The organism is Rhizobium sp. PP-CC-3G-465, assembly GCF_004343445.1.
In the GTDB taxonomy this organism is placed as follows: Bacteria; Pseudomonadota; Alphaproteobacteria; order Rhizobiales; family Rhizobiaceae; genus Ferranicluibacter; species Ferranicluibacter rubi.
The window spans coordinates 105,786-127,659 of the sequence record NZ_SLYH01000007.1 but is presented as its reverse complement, the minus strand read 5'-3'; the positions used below and the strand labels follow the sequence as shown (position 1 = coordinate 127,659).

Below are 21,874 nucleotides of genomic sequence, written 5' to 3'. Positions count from 1 at the left end.
GCAAGATGGGCTTCCGCGATATCGCGAAGCGGACCGTGGGCGCAGGAGCGGAACATGAGGCGATTTTTTGGCATGATCGAGCGTTGCCTGGAGGATCGGGGCGGCAACATCGCGCTGATGGCGGCCGTAGCGCTTCCCGTGGTTCTCTTCGGCGCCGGCGTGGCGATCGACACCACCAATATCGTGCTCCAGAAAAACCGACTCCAGGCGGCGGTGGACAGCGGCGCACTTGCTGCCGCCTCCGGCCTTGCGAACAAACACATGAGCGTGGACGAGGCCCGCGAAACGGCGCACGACTACGTGGTCATGGCCATGCGGAAGACCAATTCCAGCGCGATAGAGGTCGGCACGCCCGCGGCGGCGGAAGCCCTCGTGAAGCAGGCTGCGGCGGATAAGCTGCTGGTCGACAACACATCGGTCACGATCGAGCCAAAGACCCTCCAGACGGGCGCGAAGGGCTACGACATCAGCGTCAAATCCAACCTGTCCATCGACCTCAATGCCATGACGCGCCTCGTGAGCGGCAACGGCATCAGCCTGTCGGCCACGGGAAAGTCGGAAGGCGTCTCGGACACGAAGAACGCCCTGTCGATGGTGCTCGTGCTCGATCGATCCGGCTCGATGGCCTGGAAGACCGACACCAAGGACACCTCGACCAATGGCTGCTACATCTACGAGGAGGCCTATTGGCCCTACGCGAAGTGGAGCACGCCCTGCTACGTCTCGAAGATCGCGACGCTCAAGAAGGCCGTGAACAGCCTGCTGACCCAGCTGAAGACCGCCGATCCGACCTCGATCTATGTGAGAACCTCCGCCGTCTCCTACAACGACGCGCAGGATGCAGCCGGCGTGCTCGCCTGGGGAACGGCCGGCACGGGAACCTACGTCAATACCCTCGTGGCAGAGGGAGGAACAGATTCGAGCGACGCATTCACCTCTGCTTACAGGGACCTGTCGGGAAACACGGAGACGAAGGCCCATGCGCAGAAGACCGGGGCGACACCGACCAAGTACATCGTCTTCATGACCGATGGCGAGAACAATTTCTACCAGAACAGAACCGGCGACAGTCAGGCGACGCGATCCGACGCCGCCACGAAGTTCTATTGCGACAAGGCCCGCGACGACGGCATCAAGGTCTTCACCGTCGCCTTCAAGGCACCCAAGCGCGGCCAGGATCTCCTGCAGGGCTGCGCCACGGACCCGACCTATTACTTCCAGGCCGAAAAGAGCGAGGATCTCGTCGCAGCCTTCAAGACGATCGGCGACAAGGCCAGCAACCTCATGGTCCGGCTGACGCAGTAAACCGACATCGACGTCACCTCTTTCAAACCCGCGCGACCCGTTCGCGCGGGTTTTTCGTACTTGCAGATCATCCGGTTGCAGCACGCTGCGGCCGACGGATCGGAAGCGGCGGCGATGAAGCCTTGCGCCACCGAGCACGCGCCCGCCGCCCGCCGGCTTCATTTTACATCCTCTTGAAAACACTTATTGCAAGCGCTTCGTATCGGTGCATACATTGCTGGAATTCTCCGTCGGCATGCGCCTTCGGTGGTGTCGGAACAACGTCCAAAAGGGTAGCCCGGATCCATGGTCAGCCGTATCTCAAATGAGAAAATTCCGAACGCCGCGCGCCGCGAGTCGAGCGCCGAAATTCTGGCGCAGGAGATCATCGAGCGCCTGACCTACCGCATCGGCAAGGACCCCAAGGTCGCCAAGCCGCATGACTGGCTGACGGCCGCGATCCTGGTCGTGCGCGACCGCATCACCGACAACTGGATGGAGTCCACCCGCAAGGCCTATACCGACAGTTCCAAGCGCGTTTACTACCTGTCGCTCGAGTTCCTGATCGGCCGCCTGATGCGCGATGCCGTCACCAATATCGGCCTGATGGACGAGTTGAAGGAAGCGCTCGCCTCCTTCGGCGTCGATATCGATGTGGTCGCCGAACTGGAGCCCGATGCCGCGCTCGGCAATGGCGGTCTCGGCCGGCTTGCCGCCTGTTTCATGGAGAGCATGGCAAGCGTCGACATCCCGGCCTATGGCTACGGCATCCGCTACGTGCACGGCCTCTTCCGCCAGCAGATGGCGGATGGCTGGCAGGTGGAACTGCCGGAAACCTGGCTGGCGCATGGCAACCCGTGGGAGTTCGAGCGCCGCGAAAGCTCCTACGAAATCGGCTTCGGCGGCTCGGTCGAGACCGTCAATATCGACGAGGAACTGACCCGCTACGTCTGGAAGCCCGCCGAGCGCGTCATCGCTACCGCCTGCGACACGCCGGTCGTCGGCTGGCGCGGCAAGCGCACCAATACGCTGCGCCTCTGGAGCGCGCATCCGATCGACCCCATCCTGCTCGACGCCTTTAATGCCGGCGACCACATCGGCGCGCTGCGCGAAAGCAACAAGGCCGAAGCGCTCGCCCGCGTCCTCTACCCGGCCGACGCGACGCCGGCCGGCCAGGAACTGCGCCTGCGCCAGGAGTTCTTCTTCTCCTCCGCCTCGCTGCAGGACATTCTGCGCCGCCACCTCCAGCAGTATCCGGACTTCACGTCCCTGCCGGACAAGGTCGCCATCCAGCTGAACGACACCCACCCTGCCGTGTCCGTCGCCGAACTGGTCCGCCTGCTGACGGACGTCCACGGCGTCGATTTCGACACGGCCTGGGATCTCTCCCGCCGCACCTTCTCCTACACCAACCACACGCTGCTGCCGGAAGCGCTGGAAACCTGGCCCGTGCCGCTGTTCGAGCGCCTGCTGCCGCGGCACATGCAGATCATCTACGCGATCAACGCGAAGATCCTGCTCGAGGCCCGTAAATTGGCGAATTACAGCGACCAGCAGGTGCGCAACATTTCGCTGATCGACGAAAGCGGCGACCGCCGCGTGCGCATGGGCAACCTCGCCTTCGTCGGCTCGCATTCCATCAACGGCGTCTCGGCGCTGCACACGGACCTCATGAAGATCACCGTGTTTGCCGACCTGCACAAGCTTTACCCCAAGCGCATCAACAACAAGACCAACGGCATCACCCCGCGCCGCTGGCTGATGCAGTGCAATCCCGAGCTGTTCTCGCTGATCCGCGAGACGATCGGCGACGACTTCATGGATGACGCCGAGGCCTTGAAGGCGCTGGACCCGCATGCAGACAACGCCGTTTTCCAGGATCGTTTCGCAGCCATTAAGCGCAACAACAAGGTGCGGCTCGCCCAGCTCGTCCAGAGCCGGATGGGCATCCGCATCGATCCGTCGGCCATGTTCGACATCCAGATCAAGCGCATCCACGAATACAAGCGTCAGCTGTTGAACATCATCGAGGCGATCTCGCTCTACGACCAGATCCGCTCGCATCCCGAGCTCGACTGGGTCCCGCGTGTCAAGCTTTTCGCCGGCAAGGCGGCGCCGAGCTATCACAACGCCAAGCTCATCATCAAGCTGGCAAACGACGTCGCGCGCGTGATCAACAACGACCCGGCGGTGCGCGGCCTGCTGAAGGTGGTGTTCATTCCGAACTACAACGTCTCGCTGGCAGAAATCATGGTGCCGGCCGCCGACCTGTCGGAACAGATTTCGACCGCCGGCATGGAAGCGTCGGGAACCGGGAACATGAAGTTCGCGTTAAACGGTGCGCTGACCATCGGCACGCTGGACGGCGCCAATGTCGAAATGCGCGATTGCGTCGGTGAGGAGAACATCAAGATTTTCGGGATGACCGCGGAAGAAGTTTCCAACCTGCGCCAGGAAGGCCACGAACCACGGGCCGTCATCGAGGCGTCGCGCGAGCTTTCGCAGGCCCTCCAGGCGATCGCGTCCGGCGTCTTCTCGCCCGATGACCGCAACCGCTTCTCCGGCCTGATCGACGGCATCTATTCTCACGACTGGTTCATGGTCGCGGCCGACTTCGATGCCTATGCCAAGGCGCAGCGCGAAGTGGATGCGATCTGGACCAATCCCAGCCAATGGTACGGCAAGACCATCCGCAACACCGCACGGATGGGCTGGTTCTCATCCGATCGGACGATTCGGCAGTATGCCGATGAGATTTGGAGAGCCGGATGACCTCCGAGCTGAAAGAGGCCTCGTCGCCGGCGCGTCTGCCGGATGACGAGGTAGCAGCATTCATCGAGGGTACGCATACCAATCCGTTTGCAAGCCTCGGGCCTCATGCGGTCGGCAAGGACGTCGTCGTCCGGTGTTTTCTGCCTGGCGCCACCATCGTCTCGGTCGAGACCCTGTCCGGCAAAGACCTCGGCACCTTGGCGCTTCGCCACGAAGCCGGCTTCTTCGAAGGCACGGTGAGCCTGCGCAAGGTGCAGCCAGTACGCTATAAGGCCGAAAACGCGGACGCACGCTGGACGGTCACCGACCCGTACAGCTTCGGCCCTGTTCTCGGCCCCATGGACGACTACTACATTCGCGAGGGCTCGCACCTTCGCCTGTTCGACAAGCTCGGCGCCCACCCGGTCCGCCATGAAGGTGTCGATGGCTTCCACTTCGCCGTCTGGGCACCGAATGCGCGGCGCGTTTCGGTCGTCGGCGCCTTCAATGCCTGGGACGGGCGCCGCCACGTCATGCGGCTGCGTCTCGACACCGGCATCTGGGAAATCTTTATTCCCGACGTCCCCGCGGGAACGCCGTACAAGTACGAAATCATCGGACAGGACGGCCAGCTGCAGCCGCTGAAGGCCGATCCGTTCGCCCGGCGCTCGGAACTGCGACCGCAGACGGCGTCGGTCACCACGTCCGAGATCGCGCAGGTTTGGGAAGACGAGGCGCATCGCGCGCACTGGGCCTCGGCCGACCCGCGTCGCCAGCCGATCTCCATCTACGAAGTGCACGCCGGCTCGTGGCAGCGCGGCGACAACGGCGCGTTCCTGAGCTGGGACGAGATGGCCGCCCGACTGATCCCCTATTGCGTGGACATGGGCTTCACCCATATTGAATTCCTGCCGATCAGCGAGTTCCCCTACGATCCCTCCTGGGGCTACCAGACGACCGGCCTTTATGCGCCGACCGCCCGCTTCGGCGAGCCGGAGGGCTTTGCCCGCTTCGTCAACGGTGCCCACAAAGTCGGCCTCGGTGTCATTCTCGACTGGGTGCCCGCCCATTTCCCCGTCGACGCACACGGATTGCGCAACTTCGACGGCACCGCCCTCTACGAACACGAGGACCCCCGCCAGGGATTCCATCCCGACTGGAACACGGCGATCTACAATTTCGGCCGCGCCGAGGTGTTTGCCTATCTCGTCAACAACGCGCTTTATTGGGCCGAGAAATTCCACCTCGACGGGCTGCGCGTCGATGCGGTCGCGTCCATGCTCTACCTCGACTATTCCCGCAAGCACGGCGAATGGGTTCCGAACGAATATGGCGGCAACGAGAACCTCGATGCCGTGCGTTTCCTTCAGACGATGAACAAGGAGGTCTATGGCAGCCATCCGGGCATCCTGACCATTGCGGAGGAGAGCACCTCCTGGCCGGGCGTCTCGGCACCGGTCCACACCGGGGGTCTGGGCTTCGGGTTCAAGTGGAATATGGGCTTCATGCACGACACGCTGCAATATCTTGCACGTGACGCGATCCACCGGAAGCATCACCACAACGACCTGACCTTCGGCCTCGTCTACGCCTTCAGCGAGAATTTCGTGTTGCCGCTCTCCCATGACGAGGTGGTGCACGGCAAGGGGTCGCTCGTGGCGAAGATGCCGGGCGACGACTGGCAGAAATTCGCCAATCTCCGGGCCTATTATGGCTTCATGTGGGGATATCCCGGCAAGAAACTGCTGTTCATGGGTCAGGAGTTCGCCCAGTGGGCGGAATGGTCGGAGGAGCGCGGGCTCGACTGGAACCTGCTCGAATACCCTCTGCATCAGGGCATGCGCCGCCTGATCCGCGACCTGAACGGCACCTACCGCAACAAGCAGGCGCTGCATGCACGCGATTGCGAGGGCGAAGGTTTCGAGTGGCTGATCGCCGACGACAGCGACAATTCGGTCTTTGCCTGGCTGCGCAAGGCACCGGGCGAGAAGGCCATCGCCGTCATCTCGAACTTCACCCCCGTCTACCGCGAGGTCTACTCGATCCCGTTACCGAGCGAGGGTCGCTGGCGCGAGATCGTCAACACCGATGCCGAGATCTACGGCGGCAGCGGCAAGGGCAATGGCGGCGTGGTTCATGCCGTGCGCACCGCATCGGGTGAAATTCGGGCGGACCTGACATTGCCCCCGCTCGCCACGCTGATGCTGGAGAAGGACTGAAAACCGACGAGGCCGGGCATCCGGCCGAGACGAAAGCATATGCCGGTCGGCCCGTTTGAGAGGGCGGGCAGACCGGCCAAGAGACCGCAAAATCGGGAGGATATCATGGAAAAACGCATACAGCCGCTGGCTCGCGACGCAATGGCCTACGTTCTGGCCGGTGGCCGCGGAAGCCGTCTGAAGGAACTGACGGACCGTCGCGCCAAGCCCGCCGTCTACTTCGGTGGCAAGGCCCGCATCATCGATTTCGCACTGTCGAACGCGATGAATTCGGGTATCCGCCGCATCGGCGTCGCCACGCAGTACAAGGCGCACTCTCTCATCCGCCACCTGCAGAACGGCTGGAACTTCTTCAGACCCGAGCGAAACGAGAGCTTCGACATCCTACCAGCCTCCCAGCGCGTGTCGGAAACACAATGGTACGAAGGCACGGCGGATGCCGTCTACCAGAACATCGACATCATCGAGGACCACGGCGTCGAATATATGGTCATCCTGGCGGGCGATCATATCTACAAGATGGACTACGAGCTGATGCTTCAGCAGCACGTGGACAGCGGCGCCGACGTAACCATCGGCTGCCTAGAGGTGCCGCGCATGGAAGCGACCGGCTTCGGCGTCATGCATGTGGACGAGAAGGACCGCATCATCGCCTTCGTCGAGAAGCCGTCCGACCCGCCGGGCATCCCCGGCAATCCGGAGATGGCGCTGGCGTCCATGGGCATCTACGTGTTCCACACGAAGTTCCTGATGGACATCCTGCGGCGCGATGCAGCCGATCCGACCTCCAGCCGCGACTTCGGCAAGGACATCATTCCCTACATCGTCCAGCACGGCAAGGCGATCGCCCACCGCTTCAACGAGTCCTGCGTGCGCTCGGATTTCGAGCGCGAGGCCTATTGGCGCGACGTCGGCACGATCGATGCCTACTGGCAGGCCAATATCGACCTGACGCATGTCACACCGGAACTCGACATCTACGACAGCACCTGGCCGATCTGGACATTTGCCGAGATCAAGCCGCCGGCGAAGTTCGTCCATGACGACGAGAACCGCCGCGGTTCGGCCACCTCCTCGCTGGTCTCGGGCGATTGCATCATTTCCGGCGCATCGCTGAACCGCAGCATGCTCTTCACCGGCGTCCGCGTGAACTCGTTCTCCCGCCTTGACGGTGCCGTCATCCTGCCGAGCGTGAAGATCGGCCGTCACGCACAGCTGAAGAACGTCGTCATCGACAGCCGCGTCGTGATCCCGGAAGGTCTCGTCGTCGGCGAGGATCCCGAACTCGACGCCAAGCGGTTCCGTCGCTCGGAAAACGGTATCTGCCTGATCACACAACCGATGATCGACAAGCTGGGACTGTGAGGACGATGAACGTCCTTTCGGTCGCCTCCGAAGTCTTTCCGCTGATCAAGACCGGCGGCCTGGCCGACGTCGCGGGCGCCCTGCCCGCGGCGTTCAAACCCCATGGCATCCGCATGCGCACGCTGCTGCCCGGCTACCCCGCCGTGATGGCGAAGATCGGGGCGACGACGCGGCTCGGCGGCATCGACACACTGTTCGGCCATCCCGCCGCGATTCTGGCTGCCGAGCATGACGGTCTCGACCTCTTGGTGCTCGACGCCCCCGCGCTGTTCGACCGGCCGGGCGGACCCTATCTCGACCCACAAGGCCTCGACCACCCCGACAATTTCCGCCGCTTTGCCGCTCTGTCGCTGGCGGCGGCCGAGATCGCGCGCGGCGTCCTGCCGGAGTGGACGCCGGACCTCGTCCATTGCCACGACTGGCAGGCAGCCCTTGCCCCGGTCTATATGCAGCATGGCGGTGCCGCGCACGTACCGACCGTACTGACCATCCACAATATCGCCTTCCGCGGCCAGTTTCCCGCCAGCACCTTTCCGGAACTCGCCCTCCCTTGGGGCGCCTTCTCAGTGCAGGGCGTCGAATATTACGGCGATCTCTCCTTTCTCAAGGGCGGCCTAATGGCGGCAACGGCCATCACCACCGTCAGCCCCTCCTATGCACAGGAAATTCTGACCCCCGAATTCGGCATGGGCCTGCAGGGCGTTCTGGCCAGCCGCATCGCCGACCTCCACGGCATCGTCAACGGCATCGACACGGATGTGTGGAACCCGGCAGCCGATCCGCACATCGTCTCACCCTATGCAGCCGCCACCCTGAAGAAGCGGCCGGCAAACCGCGATGCCCTGCGCGAGCGCTTCGGCCTGGTCGCGACGGATGGCCCGCTCTTCTGCGTCGTCAGTCGCCTGACGGATCAGAAGGGCATGGACGTGCTGGCCGGTGTCATCGACATGATCGTCGACAACGGCGGCACGCTGGCCGTCCTCGGCTCAGGCGATCCAGCGCTCGAAGCGGCGTTCCGGACGGCCGCCGCCGTGCATCCCGGTCGTGTCGGCATCGTTGTCGGCTACGACGAACCGTTGTCGCACCTCATGCAGGCCGGCGCCGACGCCATCCTCGTGCCGTCGCGTTTCGAGCCCTGCGGCCTGACGCAGCTTTACGGCCTGCGCTATGGCTGCGTGCCGGTGGTCGCCCGCACGGGTGGCCTCGCCGATACGATCATCGATGCCAACGAGGCGGCGGTGGCGGCGAATGTTGCCACCGGCTTCCTGTTCTCCCCCGTCTCCGAGGAAAGCCTGCGGCTTGCACTCCGCCGCGTCTTTTCCCTGTGGCGCCAGCCGAAAATCTGGGCGCGCCTGCAAGCGCGCGGTATGAAATCCGATGTCTCCTGGGATATGAGTGCCACGCGCTACGCCGCGCTTTATGCCGGTCTTCTTGCGAAAGGTTGAATCATGACGAAAACCGTAAACACGACCCCCTATACCGACCAGAAACCCGGAACGTCGGGGCTTCGCAAGAAGGTGCCGGTGTTCCAGCAGCCGAACTATGCCGAGAACTTCATTCAGTCGATCTTCGACAGCCTCGAAGGCTTCGCGGGAAAGACGCTGGTCATCGGTGGTGACGGCCGCTTCTACAACCGTGAGGTCATCCAGATCGCGATCAAGATGGCGGCGGCGAACGGCTTCGGCCGGGTCCTCGTCGGCCGGGGCGGCATCCTCTCGACGCCCGCCGCCTCCCACGTCATCCGCAAATACGAAGCCTTCGGCGGCATCGTTCTCTCGGCGAGCCACAATCCGGGCGGCCCGACCGAAGACTTCGGCATCAAGTACAATATCGGCAATGGCGGCCCGGCACCGGAAAAGGTAACGGACGCAATCTACGCTCACACGAAGACCATCGAGCGCTACACGATCGCCGATGTCGCCGACGTCAATCTCGATGCCGAAGGCGAGCAGGAGGTCGCGGGCATGACCGTGCAGGTCATCAACCCGGTTTCCGACTATGCCGAACTGATGGAAACCCTGTTCGACTTCCCGGCCATCCGCGCCCACCTCGCCGGTGGCTTCCGCATCGTCTTCGATGCCATGAGCGCGGTTACGGGCCCCTATGCCAAGGAGATCCTCGAAAATCGTCTCGGTGCCGCCAAGGGTTCCGTGCTCAACTTCGTACCCCTGCCCGACTTCGGCGGCCACCACCCGGATCCGAACCTCGTCCACGCCCGCGCGCTCTACGAGGAAATGATGGGCGAGAACGCGCCCGACTTCGGAGCGGCCTCTGATGGAGACGGCGACCGGAACCTGATCATCGGCAAGGGCATCTTCGTAACGCCCTCCGACAGCCTGGCCATGCTTGCCGCAAACGCGACGCTGGCGCCTGGCTATGCCAAGGGCCTTGCCGGCATCGCCCGCTCCATGCCGACATCCGGCGCGGCCGACCGCGTGGCCGAAAAGCTCGGCATCGGCATATACGAGACGCCGACCGGCTGGAAGTTCTTCGGCAATCTGCTCGATGCGGGTCTTGCGACGATCTGCGGCGAGGAAAGTGCCGGCACCGGCTCCAGCCATGTCCGCGAGAAGGATGGTCTCTGGGCCGTGCTGCTCTGGCTGAACATCCTCGCCGTCCGTAAGGAAAGCGTCGTCGATATCGCCCGCGAGCACTGGACGACCTATGGCCGCAACTACTATTCGCGGCATGACTATGAAGAGGTGGACTCTGCTGCAGCCAACGGCCTGATGGATGCGCTTCGCAGCCAACTCGCCACCCTGCCCGGCCGCAAGCTCGGCAATCTCACGATCGAGACGGCAGACGATTTCTCCTATCACGATCCGGTTGACCACTCCGTCAGCAACAATCAGGGCATCCGTATCCTGTTCGAAGGCGGCTCCCGCGTGGTCTTCCGCCTGTCGGGCACCGGCACATCAGGCGCGACGCTGCGCGTCTACATCGAGCGCTTCGAGCCGGATGCGACGAAGCACGATGTCGATACCCAGGTTGCCCTAGCCGACCTGATCGAAGCCGCGGACGCACTGGCCGGCATCAAGGAACGCACCGGCCGCACGGAACCGACGGTCATCACCTGATCATCGGCCCGTCAGTAAAACCACAAACGAAAAACGCCGCTTCGAAGCGGCGTTTTTTATGAAATGCGATTGGAGGTCTCAGGATGCCGCTTTGACGCGGGCAAGGCCTGTCCGGGCGGGCTCGTATTTCGGGTCGAGCTGCAGGGCGTGTCCGTAGGAACGCTGCGCCTTCGCCTTTTCGCCGCGGCGCTCGTAGACCAGCGCCTGATTGGCCCAGGATTCCGCGATCTTGCCGTTGAGGTTGATGGCCGTGTTGAAATCGGCAAAAGCATTGTCGTCGTCGTTCTGGGCGACATAGGAGATGCCGCGACCATTATACGGCTCCGGCGAGCTCGGCGACAGCGAGATGGCCGTCGAAAAATCCTCGATCGCCTGTCCATGCTGGTTGCGCGCCTGATAGATCAGGCCGCGATTGTGATAGGCGCGCGGATCGGTCGTATCGTTCTCAATCGCCTTGTTGAAGTCGGCAAAGGCCTGATCCAGCCGGCCACTCTGGCGATAGAGATTGCCGCGACCGATATAGGCGACGTCGTAGCGCGGGTTGAGCTGCAGTGCCGAATTATAGTCGGCTAGGGCTTCTGCGAGATCACCCATGTTACGCTCTACCAGCGCCCGGTTGGCATAGGCCTGGTAGAAACGCGGGTTGAGCTCGATCGCCTTGTTGAAATCAGCCACCGCGCGGCGGAATTCGCCGGCGCGACCATAGGCCGAGCCGCGCACATTGTAGCCTTCGGGGTCGCTCGGATTGCTGTTGATGACGCCCGACAGCGAGGCGATGTTCTGCTCGGAGCCCTGCGCCCGCTCGACCTGCAGCGTGCTATCGTTCGAGGGATCCGTCTGGCAGGCTGTCAGAAGCAGGGCTGCTCCAAGCGCGGAAAGGATGCCCAGGCGGCTGGAGCGCTGCGTGCCTTTGCGGGATGCGTCCCGGCCGGCGAAACCCTCTGTCGTCACAGTCGATGTCAAGATCGATCCCTCAAATCAAGAATGCCTCAGGCACGTGGCAAATCCGCGGTCTCGCCCCGGCTGCAACGGTAACGCCGCAACAAGCGGTTCGTTCACGCAAGTGCCGCATCCACAGCAAATACGCGACTGCCACCGGATACGTCTAACGCAAAAAGGCGGCGGCGCATGCATCGCCTCCGCCGTCACCATTCTCGGAGCAAGCGCCGATCAGCGTGCCTTGGCCGCAAACTTGGCGGCAGACTTCGGCATAGGCAACAGGCCTTCGCGCTGGGCCTGCTTGCGGGCCAGCTTGCGAACGCGGCTGATGCCTTCGGCCTTTTCGCGCGCGCGGCGCTGCGACGGCTTTTCATACGCCTCGCGGGCGCGCATTTCACGGAAGACGCCTTCGCGCTGCAGCTTCTTCTTCAGCGCGCGAAGCGCCTGGTCAACATTGTTGTCGCGAACGAGTACCTGCACGTGTTTACATTCCTTGATATCGAGCCGAGACAAGCTCAGGCTGCTGTGTATTGGCCGAACCCGAGGCTGCGCTTGAGGCACCGCCGGACGGCATGGTTCGTTGATCGCAAGGGCTCGAGCGCTGCGATGATGGGCGGCAAGTAGCAGATCAATGCTGCAAAGTCCACCCGCGCCGGAGTGCGACGTTGTTTCAGGGTATCTGGCACACAAAAACGACATCTCAAGGGTGGGCCCTGCCTCAGTCGTGCCACGCCGGTCCCTTATTCGCCCGTCAATAGGCGTGGGTTCATCGCTGTCATAGTCCTGCTTATCAAAGCCTGCAGTCCTGCCATTTTCGCAGTGTCGAAAGTGAAGGCCTGCCACGTCGCAAAATGGACGTTGCGACGCGCCTCGATTTGCGATGTGTTGGACAGACGGATCGGGGCACCCCGGACAGGAGATGAGGCGAATGCGCAAATATTCGGTTTTTGCCGTGGCACGCGAAGCCATGCGGGCGCACAAGGGCTGGGAAGCGCAGTGGGTCTCTCCCGAGCCGCGCGCGGCCTATGACGCGATCATCATCGGCGGCGGCGGCCACGGGCTGGGTGCTGCTTATTACCTCGCCAAGGAGCACGGCATTACCAATGTCGCGGTGCTCGAAAAAGGCTGGCTCGGCGGCGGCAATACCGGTCGCAACACCACCATCATCCGGTCCAACTATCTCTATGACGAGAGCATGGACATCTACGAGCATTCGCTGAAGCTCTGGGAAAACCTGTCGCAGGACCTGAACTACAACGTCATGTATTCCCCGCGCGGCGTGATGATGCTGTCGCACGGCATCCACGACCAGCAGGTGTTCAAGCGGCATATCCATGCCAACCGTCTCTACGGCATCGACAATGAGTGGCTGTCGCCCGAGCAGGCGAAGGATTTCTGTCCGCCACTCGACATCTCCGCCTCCGCCCGCTTTCCCATCAACGGCGCCGCCTTGCAGCGCCGCGGCGGCACCGCGCGCCACGATGCGGTGGCCTGGGGCTATGCCCGCGCCGCCTCCGACCGCGGCGTCCACATCATCCAGAACTGCGAAGTCACCGGCATCCGCCGTGGGCCGGACGGTGCCGTGACCGGCGTCGATACCAATCGCGGCTTCATCGGCGCGAAGAAAATCGGCGTCTCCGCCTCGGGCCACAACTCCGTGATCATGGCCATGGCCGGCGTTCGCGTGCCGTTGCATTCCGTGCCGCTGCAGGCGCTGGTGTCCGAGCCGCTGAAGCCGATCTTCCCCTGCGTCGTCATGTCGAACACGGTGCACGCCTATATCTCGCAGTCCGACAAGGGCGAGCTCGTCATCGGCGCCGGCACCGACCAGTACAATTCCTACTCCCAGACCGGCGGCCTGCAGATCATCACCCACACGCTGGATGCGATCTGCGAACTGTTCCCGATCTTCCGCCGCGTCAAGATGATGCGCCAGTGGGGCGGGATCACAGACAACACGCCGGACCGCTCGGCGATCCAGGGCGTCACGCCCGTGCCGAACCTGTTCGTCAATTGCGGCTGGGGCACGGGCGGCTTCAAGGCGACGCCGGGCTCGGCGAACCTGTTCGCGCACCTCATCGCGAAAGGCGAGCCGCACCGGCTGGCGGCGGGCCTGACACTCGACCGCTTCCGCACCGGACGCCTGATCGACGAGGCGGCAGCCGCGGCCGTGGCGCACTGACGATGATCGCCCCGGCTCGCCGCTTTCGCCTGTCCTCCCCCGCATCAGGAACACGCCCATGCTTTTGATCCACTGCCCCTATTGCGAGGAAGAGCGCTCCGAACTCGAGTTCCGCGCCGCCGGCGACGCCCATATCGCCCGGCCCGAGAACATCGCGGCCATCTCAGACGAAGAATTCGAGGAATATTTCTTCCTGCGGGACAACCCGAAGGGCCTGATCTTCGAGCGCTGGCGCCATATCGCTGGCTGCGGCCGGTTCTTCAACGCGGCGCGTGACACCGTCAGCGACCGGTTCCTCAAGACCTACAAGGCCGGCGAGCCGAAACCGTCGCTGCCGATCGCCGCCATGACCGACGAGACCGTCGTCGAAACCTACGAAGCCACGGAAGGACGCGCGGAATGAGCGGCGCCAAGCGGACAGACAAAGCCGATAGCATGGGTGGAGCGAACCGCATTCCCGGCAAGGGACGCCTGACGCCGGCAAGAACCGCGCGCTTCACCTTCGACGGCCGCACCTACCAGGGCCTGCAGGGCGACACCGTCGCCTCGGCGCTCATCGCCAACGGCGTCCACCTCGTCGGCCGCTCGTTCAAGTACCACCGCCCGCGCGGCATCGTCTCGGCCGGCCCGGAAGAGCCGAACGCGCTGATCGACGTGATGCGCGACAATGCCCGCCGCCAGCCGAACGTGCGCGCGACCGTGCAGGAAGTCTTCGACGGCATGACGGTGACGTCGCAGAACCGCTATCCCTCGCTCACCTTCGACGTCGGCGGTATCAACAACATTCTCGCACCCTTCTTCGCCGCCGGCTTCTACTACAAGACCTTCATGTGGCCGAAGCAGGCCTGGAAGAGCATCTACGAGCCCCGCATCCGCGCTGCAGCCGGCCTCGGCGTGTCGCCGACGGAAGAGGACACCGACGAATATGCCAGCCGCTACGCCCATTGCGACGTGCTGGTCATGGGCGCCGGCGTCGCGGGCCTGACCGCCGCGCTCGCTGCTGCCGCCACCGGCGCGCGCGTCATCCTGTGCGACGAGCAGCCGGAGGTTGGCGGTGCACTGCACTACGATGCCGGCGTGACGATCGACGGTCGGGATGGCTATGCCTGGGCGCAGGATGCCGCCCGCCGGCTCGCCGCCATGGACAATGTCACCGTGCTCACCCGCACCACCGCCTTCGGCTATTACGCCCAGAACTTCGTGGCGCTGACTGAGCGCGTCACCGACCACGTCTCCCGCCCGGCCCGCACTGCCCCGCGCGAGCGGCTCTGGCAGGTGCGTACCAAGCGCGTCGTCATCGCCACCGGCGCCATCGAGCGGCACATGGTGTTTGCCAACAACGACCGCCCCGGCATCATGCTGGCCTCGGCCGCGCGGACCTATCTCAACCATTTCGGCGTCGCCGTCGGCCGCAAGGTCGGCGTCTACACTGCCCACGACAGCGCCTATGAAGCCGCCTTTGACATGCACCGTGCCGGCATCGCCATCCCGGCCATCGTCGACAGCCGCGAGCAGCCGGGTGCTGACGTCCTGGCGCAGGCGCAGGCGCTCGGCATCGAGGTCCTCACCGGCCATGCCGTGACCGACACCAAGGGCAAGCTGCGTGTCTCCTCCATAACAGTTCGTCGCGTCAGCGGCGGCAGCAGCGCCCGCTCGATCGCGGTGGATGCGCTGATCACCTCCTCCGGCTGGACGCCGTCGGTGCACATGTTCTCGCAATCGCGCGGCAAGGTGGCCTTCGACGCGGAAACGCAGCGGTTCCTTCCGGGCATCTACGCGCAAGACTGTGTCTCTGTCGGCGCCTGCAACGGCACCACCGACATCGCCGCGACCCTTGCCGAGGCTGTCGCCGGTGGCGAGCTTGCCGCGCAGGCAGCCGGCTTCCCGGCGAGCACACGGCTCGCGCTCTCCGGCACGCAGGCCTTCGCCTGGACCGGTGGCATGGCGGGCGCCGCCTATGGCGCCGGGGCTGAGGACGACGTGAAGGCCTTCATCGACTTTCAGAACGACGTCTGCGCCAAGGATATTCGGCTCGCGGTGCGCGAAGGCATGCACTCGATCGAGCACATCAAGCGCTTCACCACCAACGGCATGGCGACCGACCAGGGCAAGCTCTCCAACATCCACGGTCTCGCGATCGCCGCGGAAACCCTCGGCCGCGGCATCCCTGAAGTTGGCCTCACCACCTTTCGCGCGCCCTACACGCCCGTGACCTTCGGCACGCTGATCGGCCATTCCCGCGGCGACCTGTTCGACCCCACCCGTAAGACCGCGATGCACGAGGCCGAAGAAGCCATGGGCGCGGCCTTCGAGGATGTGGGCCAGTGGAAGCGCGCCTGGTACTATCCCCGCCCTGGCGAGGACATGCACGCCGCGGTCAACCGCGAGTGCCGCACGGTGCGCGAGACGGTCGGCATGTTCGATGCCTCGACGCTCGGTAAGATCGAGGTCGTCGGCCCGGATGCGGCCGCCTTCCTCAACCTCATCTACACCAACAGCTGGGATACGCTGAAGCCGGGCCGCTGCCGCTACGGCATCATGCTGCGGGAAGACGGCTTTATCTATGATGACGGTGTCGTCGGCCGCATGTCGGACGATCGCTTCCATGTGACCACCACGACCGGCGGTGCCGCCCGCGTGATGCACCACATGGAAGACTATCTCCAGACGGAGTTCCCGCATCTGAACGTCTGGCTGACCTCGGCCACAGAGCAGTGGGCTGTCATCGCTTTGCAGGGCCCCAGGGCGCGCGAGATCATCGCGCCGCTGGTCGAAGGCATCGACATCTCCAACGAGGCCTTCCCGCATATGAGCGTGACTGAGGGCCGGATCTGCGGCGTGCCGACGCGGCTCTTCCGCATGTCGTTTACCGGCGAGCTTGGCTTCGAGGTCAACGTCCCCGCCGATTTCGGCCCGGATGTCTGGAATGCGATCCGCGAACGGGTCGAGGCCGTCGATGGCTGTGCCTACGGCACGGAGACCATGCACATCCTGCGCGCCGAAAAGGGCTACATCATCGTCGGCCAGGATACCGACGGCACGCTGACGCCGGACGATGCCAGCCTGTCCTGGGCGGTCGGCAAGAAGAAGACCGACTTCGTCGGCATCCGCGGCATGAAGCGTCCCGACCTCGTGCGCGAAGGCCGCAAGCAGCTCGTCGGCCTGCTGACGAAGGATCCGAGCGTCGTGCTGGAGGAAGGCGCGCAGATCGTCGCCGACCCCAACCAGCCCAAGCCCATGACCATGCTCGGCCATGTCACCTCGTCCTACTGGTCGGAAAACTGCGGACGCTCCATCGCGATGGCGGTGGTGGCGGGCGGCAAGGCGCGGCTCGGTCAGACACTCTACGTGCCGATGGCCGACCGGACGATCGCCGTCGAGGTGAGCGACATGGTGTTCTTTGACAAGGAAGGTGGCCGCATCCATGGCTGATCTCGCAACACGCACCCTGCCGCTTGGCGGCTTCCATGGAGGCTCCGCCACCGTCCGCCTGACGCCGGCGCTACCTGCAAGCCGACTGTCGCTCCGCGCCAAGCCGGATGCCGTGGCAGCGCTCTCGGCAGCACTCGGCCTGTCCCTGCCGACCCGCCCGAAGGCTTCGACCACGAGCGGCACCCGTCACGCTCTCTGGCTCGGCCCGGACGAGTGGCTCGTGATCGACGAAACGGACACCGATCTGCTGGGCCTTGCGGCCTCCGCCGGCGTGCTGCATTCGGCAACCGATATCTCCCACCGCAACACGGCCGTTCTCGTGGATGGACCGGGCGCCTCCGCCACCATCAATGCCGGCTGCCCGCAGGACCTGTCGCTGAACACCTTCCCCATCGGCGCCTGCTCGCGCACCGTCTTCGGCAAGGCGGAGATCGTGCTCTACCGCACGGGCGAAACCGCGTTTCGCGTCGAGTGCTGGCGCTCGTTCGCCCCTTACGTCTCGGGACTGCTGGCGGCCGGCGCGCAGGACGCCGGGCACTGAGATCAGCATTGATCGGCGCCAACCGGCGTCAGGAAACGTCCGGCCAGCCGCGCCAATCGACCCAGCGGACGTGAAAGTCTGCGCGCCCGATCTCATGGCGCTCGCCGGTCGGCCACATCTGGAGCGTCAGGGCAGCGCCCGGCTCCCGGCCGTCGCCTTCGAGTGACAGATGCGCAAGCGGGGCTCCTTCAGTGGCTGCACGACCGGCTTTCTCGATCAGCGCCTCGCCCCGCTCGCGCGCCTCGGCCGGCAGGTACTGCCAGGCGATCGTGTGGGTGATCACATGCACGCAGCCGTGGCGGGTGACGGCGAGCCGACGCTCCAGCCAGTCCACGGCATCGGCCGCCTCGACCTTCAGTCCGGACAGAGCCGCAAGGTGAAGCGCTGCGCGGGTCCGCTCCACCCGGTCGGCCTGATCCGCCCAGAGATAGGACAGAAGCCGCTCCGCATCATCGGGATGTGCCGGATCGAGAGGCCGGAGATCGCAGCCAGCCCGGTCCCGAACGGTAAGGGGCCCATCGGGTGGCGGCCCGCCTGTCCATGTGGGCGCGAGCATCACCGGCGATTGTGGATCACCCCAGGCAAAGTCTCCGAGGCGGTAGGCGTAACGATCCCAAAGAAGGTTCAGTCCGGCACTCGCGCCGACTTCGGAGATACAGATCGGCTTGTCGAACCGCTTGGCAATCGTGAGGAAGCCCGGCAGCAGTGCTGCCGACCGCCGCACCTCGTTCGTCTGCGGCGGAGAAGCAAGGCGCGCGAGAATGGCCTCGGCATGCTCGCGACAGGCACGCTCGACCGCATCCCAGAGACCATCTGGATCCGTCGCATGCGGCGGATAAGCCTCCGCAAGGGCGGGATCGGCGCCGTCGAGAACAAGAGCATGCAAGGATCCGGCGAACCGCAGCGGTACGGAGTCGGCAGACGATGACGGATCACCCATCCAGCCAAGGATATGCCGCCCGACAGGATGCGTGGCCGTCAGGCGTTCGGCGGCGAGGTCGCAGAGCGTTGCGACGAAGGGCGAGCCCAGCGCACGACAACTGACGGACTGAGACCGGAACGCCGCGCGGACGGCCGCATCGCTGGTCGCGACATCAGGCATCCTCCGGCCGGTCCTTCGGGTCGAACTGGATGATCGTCAGCCAGGTCGCGGTCAGCGCCGGCTTGCCTTCATGCTCTACCTCGACCGAGACCTCATAGGTGACGACGAGCATGCCGGCGCCGCGGAAGCGGGCTTCTGTCAGGGTGAAGTGACCGCGGACCCGCGCGCCCGAGTGGACGGGCGCAAGGAAGCGGACCTTGTCGAAGCCGTAATTGATCGCCATGGTCTGCTCGCGCACGGCCGGCAGGCAATTGTAGTTCATGGCCGAGAGAAGCGAGAGCGACAGGAACCCATGCGCGATCGTGCCGCCATAGGGCGTCTCGGCTGCGGCCCGCACCGGATCGGTGTGGATGAACTGATGATCCTGCGTCGCATCGGCGAAGCGGTCGATCATATCCTGAGAGACCGTGATCCAGTCGGAGATCCCGACCTCCTGACCGACGAGGTCCTTGACCTCCCCGAGCGAGATCTCCCTGACGCTGGTCGTCTTCGTACCGTTCGCATCCATATCGATCATTCCTGTCGCATCGCTTGCAACCGTTTAAGAACGTCCGGGCGCCACATACCAGCCGACCGAACGGGCGGAGACCTCTTCAAGTGTTCCCGCGTCCGGCAACAGCGACTGCCACCCCTTGCCGGGAAGCGTCAGTGCCGCCGCCGCATGGGCGCGATTGAAGACCACCGCCAGACGGCAGGCCTTGCGCGTCGTCGCATCGCGGGTCGAGAGGAGCATGACGAGGCCGTCCGTGCGCTCGCCCTCCCAGTCCGCAACCTCCATCGGCTTGCCGTCCAGACGAACCCAGGCGACATCGCCCCGGCCCGTGAAGAAGCTGTCGCCCTCAAACACATCGAAACGATGGCGGAGTTCGCCGAGGGCTGCGCATTGCGCGATCAGCGCCTCATCCGCCGAGGCCCAGTCGAGCCAGGTGATCGGATTGTCCTGGCAATAGGCGTTGTTGTTGCCCTGCTGCGTCCGCCCGAACTCGTCGCCCGCCGTGATCATGATCGCGCCGCGTGTGGCAAACAGCGTCGCGAGCAGCGCCTTCACGTCGCGCGTGCGGGCAGAGACGATGCCGGAATCGTCACTCGCCCCTTCGGCGCCGTTGTTCCAGGAATGGTTCTCGTTGTGGCCATCGCGATTGTCTTCGCCATTCGCCGCGTTGTGCTTGTGGCTGTGGGAGACGAGATCCCTGAGCGTGAAGCCATCATGGGCGGCGATGAAGGTGACGCTGCGGCTCTGCGTGCCGCCATGCTGCGCGAAGATATCCGAGGAGCCTGCCAGCGCCCCGGCAAGCGACCCGATCATCCAGCCGTCGCCGCGCCACAGGCGTCGGATGTCGTCACGCGCGCGGTCGTTCCATTCGAGGAAGGGCGGCGGGAAATGGCCGAGCTGATAGCCGCCGGGGCCGATATCCCAGGGCTCGGCGATCAGCACGCGATCCTTCAGCAACGGATCGGCCAGCATCTCCGAAAAAAGGGTCGCATCCCGCCGGAAGCCACCGGCATCGCGCCCGAGAATAGAGCCGAGATCGAAGCGGAAACCGTCGATGCCGGCTGCGCTGACGAAATGGCGCAGCGTATCGAGGATCAGCGAGCGAACCGTCGGGTGGTCGCAGGCAATCGTGTTGCCGCAACCGGTGTCGTTCACCAGTTGCCCGGGTTGACCGCTGGCATGGCGATAGTAGACGGCGTTGTCGAGGCCGCGCATGGAGACCGTGGTACCCTGCCGGTCGCTCTCGCCCGAATGGTTGAAGACGAGATCGAGAATGACGCCGATGCCTTCGCGATGCAGCGTGGCGACGGTGTCCCTGAGTTCGGTCAGGCCGCCGGGCACCAGGCGCGGGTCGAGCGCCATGAAGGCCACGGGGTTGTAGCCCCAGCCATTGGTCAGCCCGAGCGGCGGCAGGTGGCGCTCATCGATCCAGGCGGTGATGGGCATCAGCTCGACGGCGGACACGCCGATGCGCTTGAGATGAGCGATGACGGACGGATGCGCCAGCGCCGCCACGGTCCCGCGCTGCTCGTCCGGCACATCCGGATGCAGCATGGTGAACGGCCGCACGGCCACCTCGTAGATCAGCCCATCCTTTGAGAAGCGTGGCGGGGCGACGCGGGTTTTCGGTACCTTTGTCACCAGCGCTTTCGGCACGAGATCCGCCGTCTCCGCGCCGAACTGCGTCAGGCGGGCATCGTGGCGGAACGGGCGGTCGAGTTCCAGCGCGTAAGGGTCGACAAGAAGCTTTGCCTGATCGAACCACAGGCCGCGATCGGGATCATAGGCACCATGGGCGCGCAGGCCGTAGCGGGTTCCGACCGGCGCGTCCGGCAGGGTCATCGCGAAGACATCGCCTTCCTCGCGGCCCATCGGCAGGCGGCGCAGCTCGGTCTCGCCATCGGCATGAAACAGGCAGAGGTCGATGCGCTCGGCCGTCTGCGAGCGCACGGCAAACCGCGTCCACCGCCCGTTGACCGTGGCGCCGAGCGGCCGTGTGGTTTCCGTCATCCTGATCCCTCTCGCTGCTTGGGCAACGCCGGCAGCTAAGAGCAAATCACGCAGAGATACAACGAATTTTCGTGAGCAGACCGGCAACGACGGTCAGCAAGGGCCTCAGCGCAGAAGCACGACACCGGCGATGTTCAGAAGCACGAACAGCACGAAGCCCGTAAACCAGCCAGCGGTGGTGAAGAAGGCTGCCGCCATGGCGATCAACAGCGCGACACAGAAAATGGTCAGGAATTTCGCGGCACTGAGGAAGTGAAGATAGGTCTTCTCGTGTTCGGGATAATCCATCGGCGCACCGGTTTCGGAAGGTCCCGTGTGATGTTCGGCCATCGTCTCTCTCTCCCCGCAAGTTTCCACGCCGCAAGACGCGGCACCTCTTGGCATAAGACATGCCCGCCCTGCCCCGCGACGTCAAGGCCTGTAGCGCAAGCGAGGCATTGACGACGCGACGGGTTCCCGGCAAGTCGGAAGCAGACCCC

Annotated in this window: 16 protein-coding genes; 10 read left to right on the top strand and 6 right to left on the bottom strand. The window is 64.4% G+C overall.

Translation table 11 applies throughout. The annotated features are described in order from the left end of the window. Positions 1-54: 54 nt before the first annotated feature. From C8J33_RS20845 to C8J33_RS20820, 6 genes are all read left to right on the top strand, one after another. Positions 55-1,305 carry a vWA domain-containing protein gene (locus tag C8J33_RS20845; protein ID WP_245507231.1) on the top strand — a complete coding sequence of 417 codons (1,251 nt, stop codon included), beginning with the start codon at positions 55-57 and terminating at the stop codon, positions 1,303-1,305. Between the two features lie 285 nt (positions 1,306-1,590). Then, entirely contained in the window at positions 1,591-4,056 is a 2,466-nt protein-coding gene (locus tag C8J33_RS20840) for a glycogen/starch/alpha-glucan phosphorylase (RefSeq protein ID WP_110800821.1), read from the top strand. After that, a complete protein-coding gene (glgB, locus tag C8J33_RS20835) occupies positions 4,053-6,254 on the top strand; it encodes a 1,4-alpha-glucan branching protein GlgB (protein ID WP_132665229.1) in 2,202 nt (733 codons plus the stop codon). Before C8J33_RS20840 ends, glgB begins: the two co-directional genes overlap by 4 nt. 102 nt (positions 6,255-6,356) lie before the next feature. Next, positions 6,357-7,619 carry a glucose-1-phosphate adenylyltransferase gene (glgC, locus tag C8J33_RS20830; RefSeq protein WP_110800945.1) on the top strand — a complete coding sequence of 421 codons (1,263 nt, stop codon included), beginning with the start codon at positions 6,357-6,359 and terminating at the stop codon, positions 7,617-7,619. Between the two features lie 5 nt (positions 7,620-7,624). Next, the gene (gene glgA, locus C8J33_RS20825; protein WP_132665228.1) at positions 7,625-9,064 is read left to right on the top strand and encodes a glycogen synthase GlgA; all 1,440 of its coding nucleotides are present in this window, start codon (positions 7,625-7,627) and stop codon (positions 9,062-9,064) included. A gap of 3 nt (positions 9,065-9,067) precedes the next feature. Continuing rightward, positions 9,068-10,696, top strand: coding sequence for an alpha-D-glucose phosphate-specific phosphoglucomutase (locus tag C8J33_RS20820; RefSeq protein ID WP_132665227.1), 1,629 nt, complete (start codon positions 9,068-9,070; stop codon positions 10,694-10,696). A gap of 78 nt (positions 10,697-10,774) precedes the next feature. Here C8J33_RS20820 and C8J33_RS20815 read toward each other — a convergent pair whose 3' ends face one another. Next, positions 10,775-11,584 carry a tetratricopeptide repeat protein gene (locus C8J33_RS20815; protein ID WP_422038795.1) on the bottom strand — a complete coding sequence of 270 codons (810 nt, stop codon included), beginning with the start codon at positions 11,582-11,584 and terminating at the stop codon, positions 10,775-10,777. A 282-nt stretch (positions 11,585-11,866) separates the two neighbouring features. Then, positions 11,867-12,115, bottom strand: coding sequence for a 30S ribosomal protein S21 (rpsU, locus tag C8J33_RS20810; RefSeq protein WP_062595880.1), 249 nt, complete (start codon positions 12,113-12,115; stop codon positions 11,867-11,869). 448 nt (positions 12,116-12,563) lie between these two features. On the opposite strand from rpsU, the gene C8J33_RS20805 reads away from it, so the two are divergent. Genes C8J33_RS20805 through C8J33_RS20790 form a run of 4 tightly spaced genes read left to right on the top strand, consistent with a single transcriptional unit; the run spans position 12,564 to position 17,790 of the window. Beyond that, entirely contained in the window at positions 12,564-13,817 is a 1,254-nt protein-coding gene (locus C8J33_RS20805) for a sarcosine oxidase subunit beta family protein (protein WP_110730201.1), read from the top strand. 58 nt (positions 13,818-13,875) lie between these two features. Beyond that, positions 13,876-14,220 carry a sarcosine oxidase subunit delta gene (locus C8J33_RS20800; protein WP_110730202.1) on the top strand — a complete coding sequence of 115 codons (345 nt, stop codon included), beginning with the start codon at positions 13,876-13,878 and terminating at the stop codon, positions 14,218-14,220. A 32-nt stretch (positions 14,221-14,252) separates the two neighbouring features. Further along, entirely contained in the window at positions 14,253-17,249 is a 2,997-nt protein-coding gene (locus tag C8J33_RS20795) for a sarcosine oxidase subunit alpha (protein WP_132665268.1), read from the top strand. After that, a complete protein-coding gene (locus C8J33_RS20790; RefSeq protein ID WP_132665225.1) occupies positions 17,242-17,790 on the top strand; it encodes a sarcosine oxidase subunit gamma in 549 nt (182 codons plus the stop codon). Before C8J33_RS20795 ends, C8J33_RS20790 begins: the two co-directional genes overlap by 8 nt. Positions 17,791-17,818: 28 nt before the next feature. Here the strand turns inward: C8J33_RS20790 and C8J33_RS20785 are convergent, their stop codons facing one another. The 4 genes from C8J33_RS20785 to C8J33_RS20770 form a co-directional block, all read right to left on the bottom strand. Continuing rightward, entirely contained in the window at positions 17,819-18,892 is a 1,074-nt protein-coding gene (locus C8J33_RS20785) for a DUF2332 domain-containing protein (RefSeq protein ID WP_132665224.1), read from the bottom strand. After that, complete coding sequence (locus C8J33_RS20780; protein WP_132665267.1) at positions 18,885-19,400, bottom strand: MaoC family dehydratase; 516 nt, start codon at positions 19,398-19,400, stop codon at positions 18,885-18,887. The genes C8J33_RS20785 and C8J33_RS20780 overlap by 8 nt, the downstream gene beginning before the upstream one ends. Before the next feature lie 33 nt (positions 19,401-19,433). Further along, positions 19,434-21,395 (bottom strand): glycogen debranching protein GlgX, encoded by a 1,962-nt coding sequence (gene glgX / locus C8J33_RS20775; protein ID WP_132665223.1) that lies wholly within the window; start codon positions 21,393-21,395, stop codon positions 19,434-19,436. Positions 21,396-21,500: 105 nt separating this feature from the next. Then, positions 21,501-21,725: an aa3-type cytochrome c oxidase subunit IV gene (locus C8J33_RS20770; protein ID WP_110800828.1), complete on the bottom strand. Its 225-nt coding sequence runs from the start codon at positions 21,723-21,725 to the stop codon at positions 21,501-21,503. Positions 21,726-21,874 lie beyond the last annotated feature (149 nt).

Coding starts and splice junctions, on each gene's coding strand:
- C8J33_RS20845 (WP_245507231.1), top strand. CDS start 55: ATGAGGCGATTTTTTGGCATGATCGAGCGTTGCCTGGAGGATCGGGGC.
- C8J33_RS20840 (WP_110800821.1), top strand. CDS start 1,591: ATGGTCAGCCGTATCTCAAATGAGAAAATTCCGAACGCCGCGCGCCGC.
- glgB (WP_132665229.1), top strand. CDS start 4,053: ATGACCTCCGAGCTGAAAGAGGCCTCGTCGCCGGCGCGTCTGCCGGAT.
- glgA (WP_132665228.1), top strand. CDS start 7,625: ATGAACGTCCTTTCGGTCGCCTCCGAAGTCTTTCCGCTGATCAAGACC.
- C8J33_RS20820 (WP_132665227.1), top strand. CDS start 9,068: ATGACGAAAACCGTAAACACGACCCCCTATACCGACCAGAAACCCGGA.
- C8J33_RS20805 (WP_110730201.1), top strand. CDS start 12,564: ATGCGCAAATATTCGGTTTTTGCCGTGGCACGCGAAGCCATGCGGGCG.
- C8J33_RS20800 (WP_110730202.1), top strand. CDS start 13,876: ATGCTTTTGATCCACTGCCCCTATTGCGAGGAAGAGCGCTCCGAACTC.
- C8J33_RS20795 (WP_132665268.1), top strand. CDS start 14,253: ATGGGTGGAGCGAACCGCATTCCCGGCAAGGGACGCCTGACGCCGGCA.
- C8J33_RS20790 (WP_132665225.1), top strand. CDS start 17,242: ATGGCTGATCTCGCAACACGCACCCTGCCGCTTGGCGGCTTCCATGGA.
- C8J33_RS20785 (WP_132665224.1), bottom strand. CDS start 18,892: ATGCCTGATGTCGCGACCAGCGATGCGGCCGTCCGCGCGGCGTTCCGG.
- C8J33_RS20780 (WP_132665267.1), bottom strand. CDS start 19,400: ATGGATGCGAACGGTACGAAGACGACCAGCGTCAGGGAGATCTCGCTC.
- glgX (WP_132665223.1), bottom strand. CDS start 21,395: ATGACGGAAACCACACGGCCGCTCGGCGCCACGGTCAACGGGCGGTGG.
- C8J33_RS20770 (WP_110800828.1), bottom strand. CDS start 21,725: ATGGCCGAACATCACACGGGACCTTCCGAAACCGGTGCGCCGATGGAT.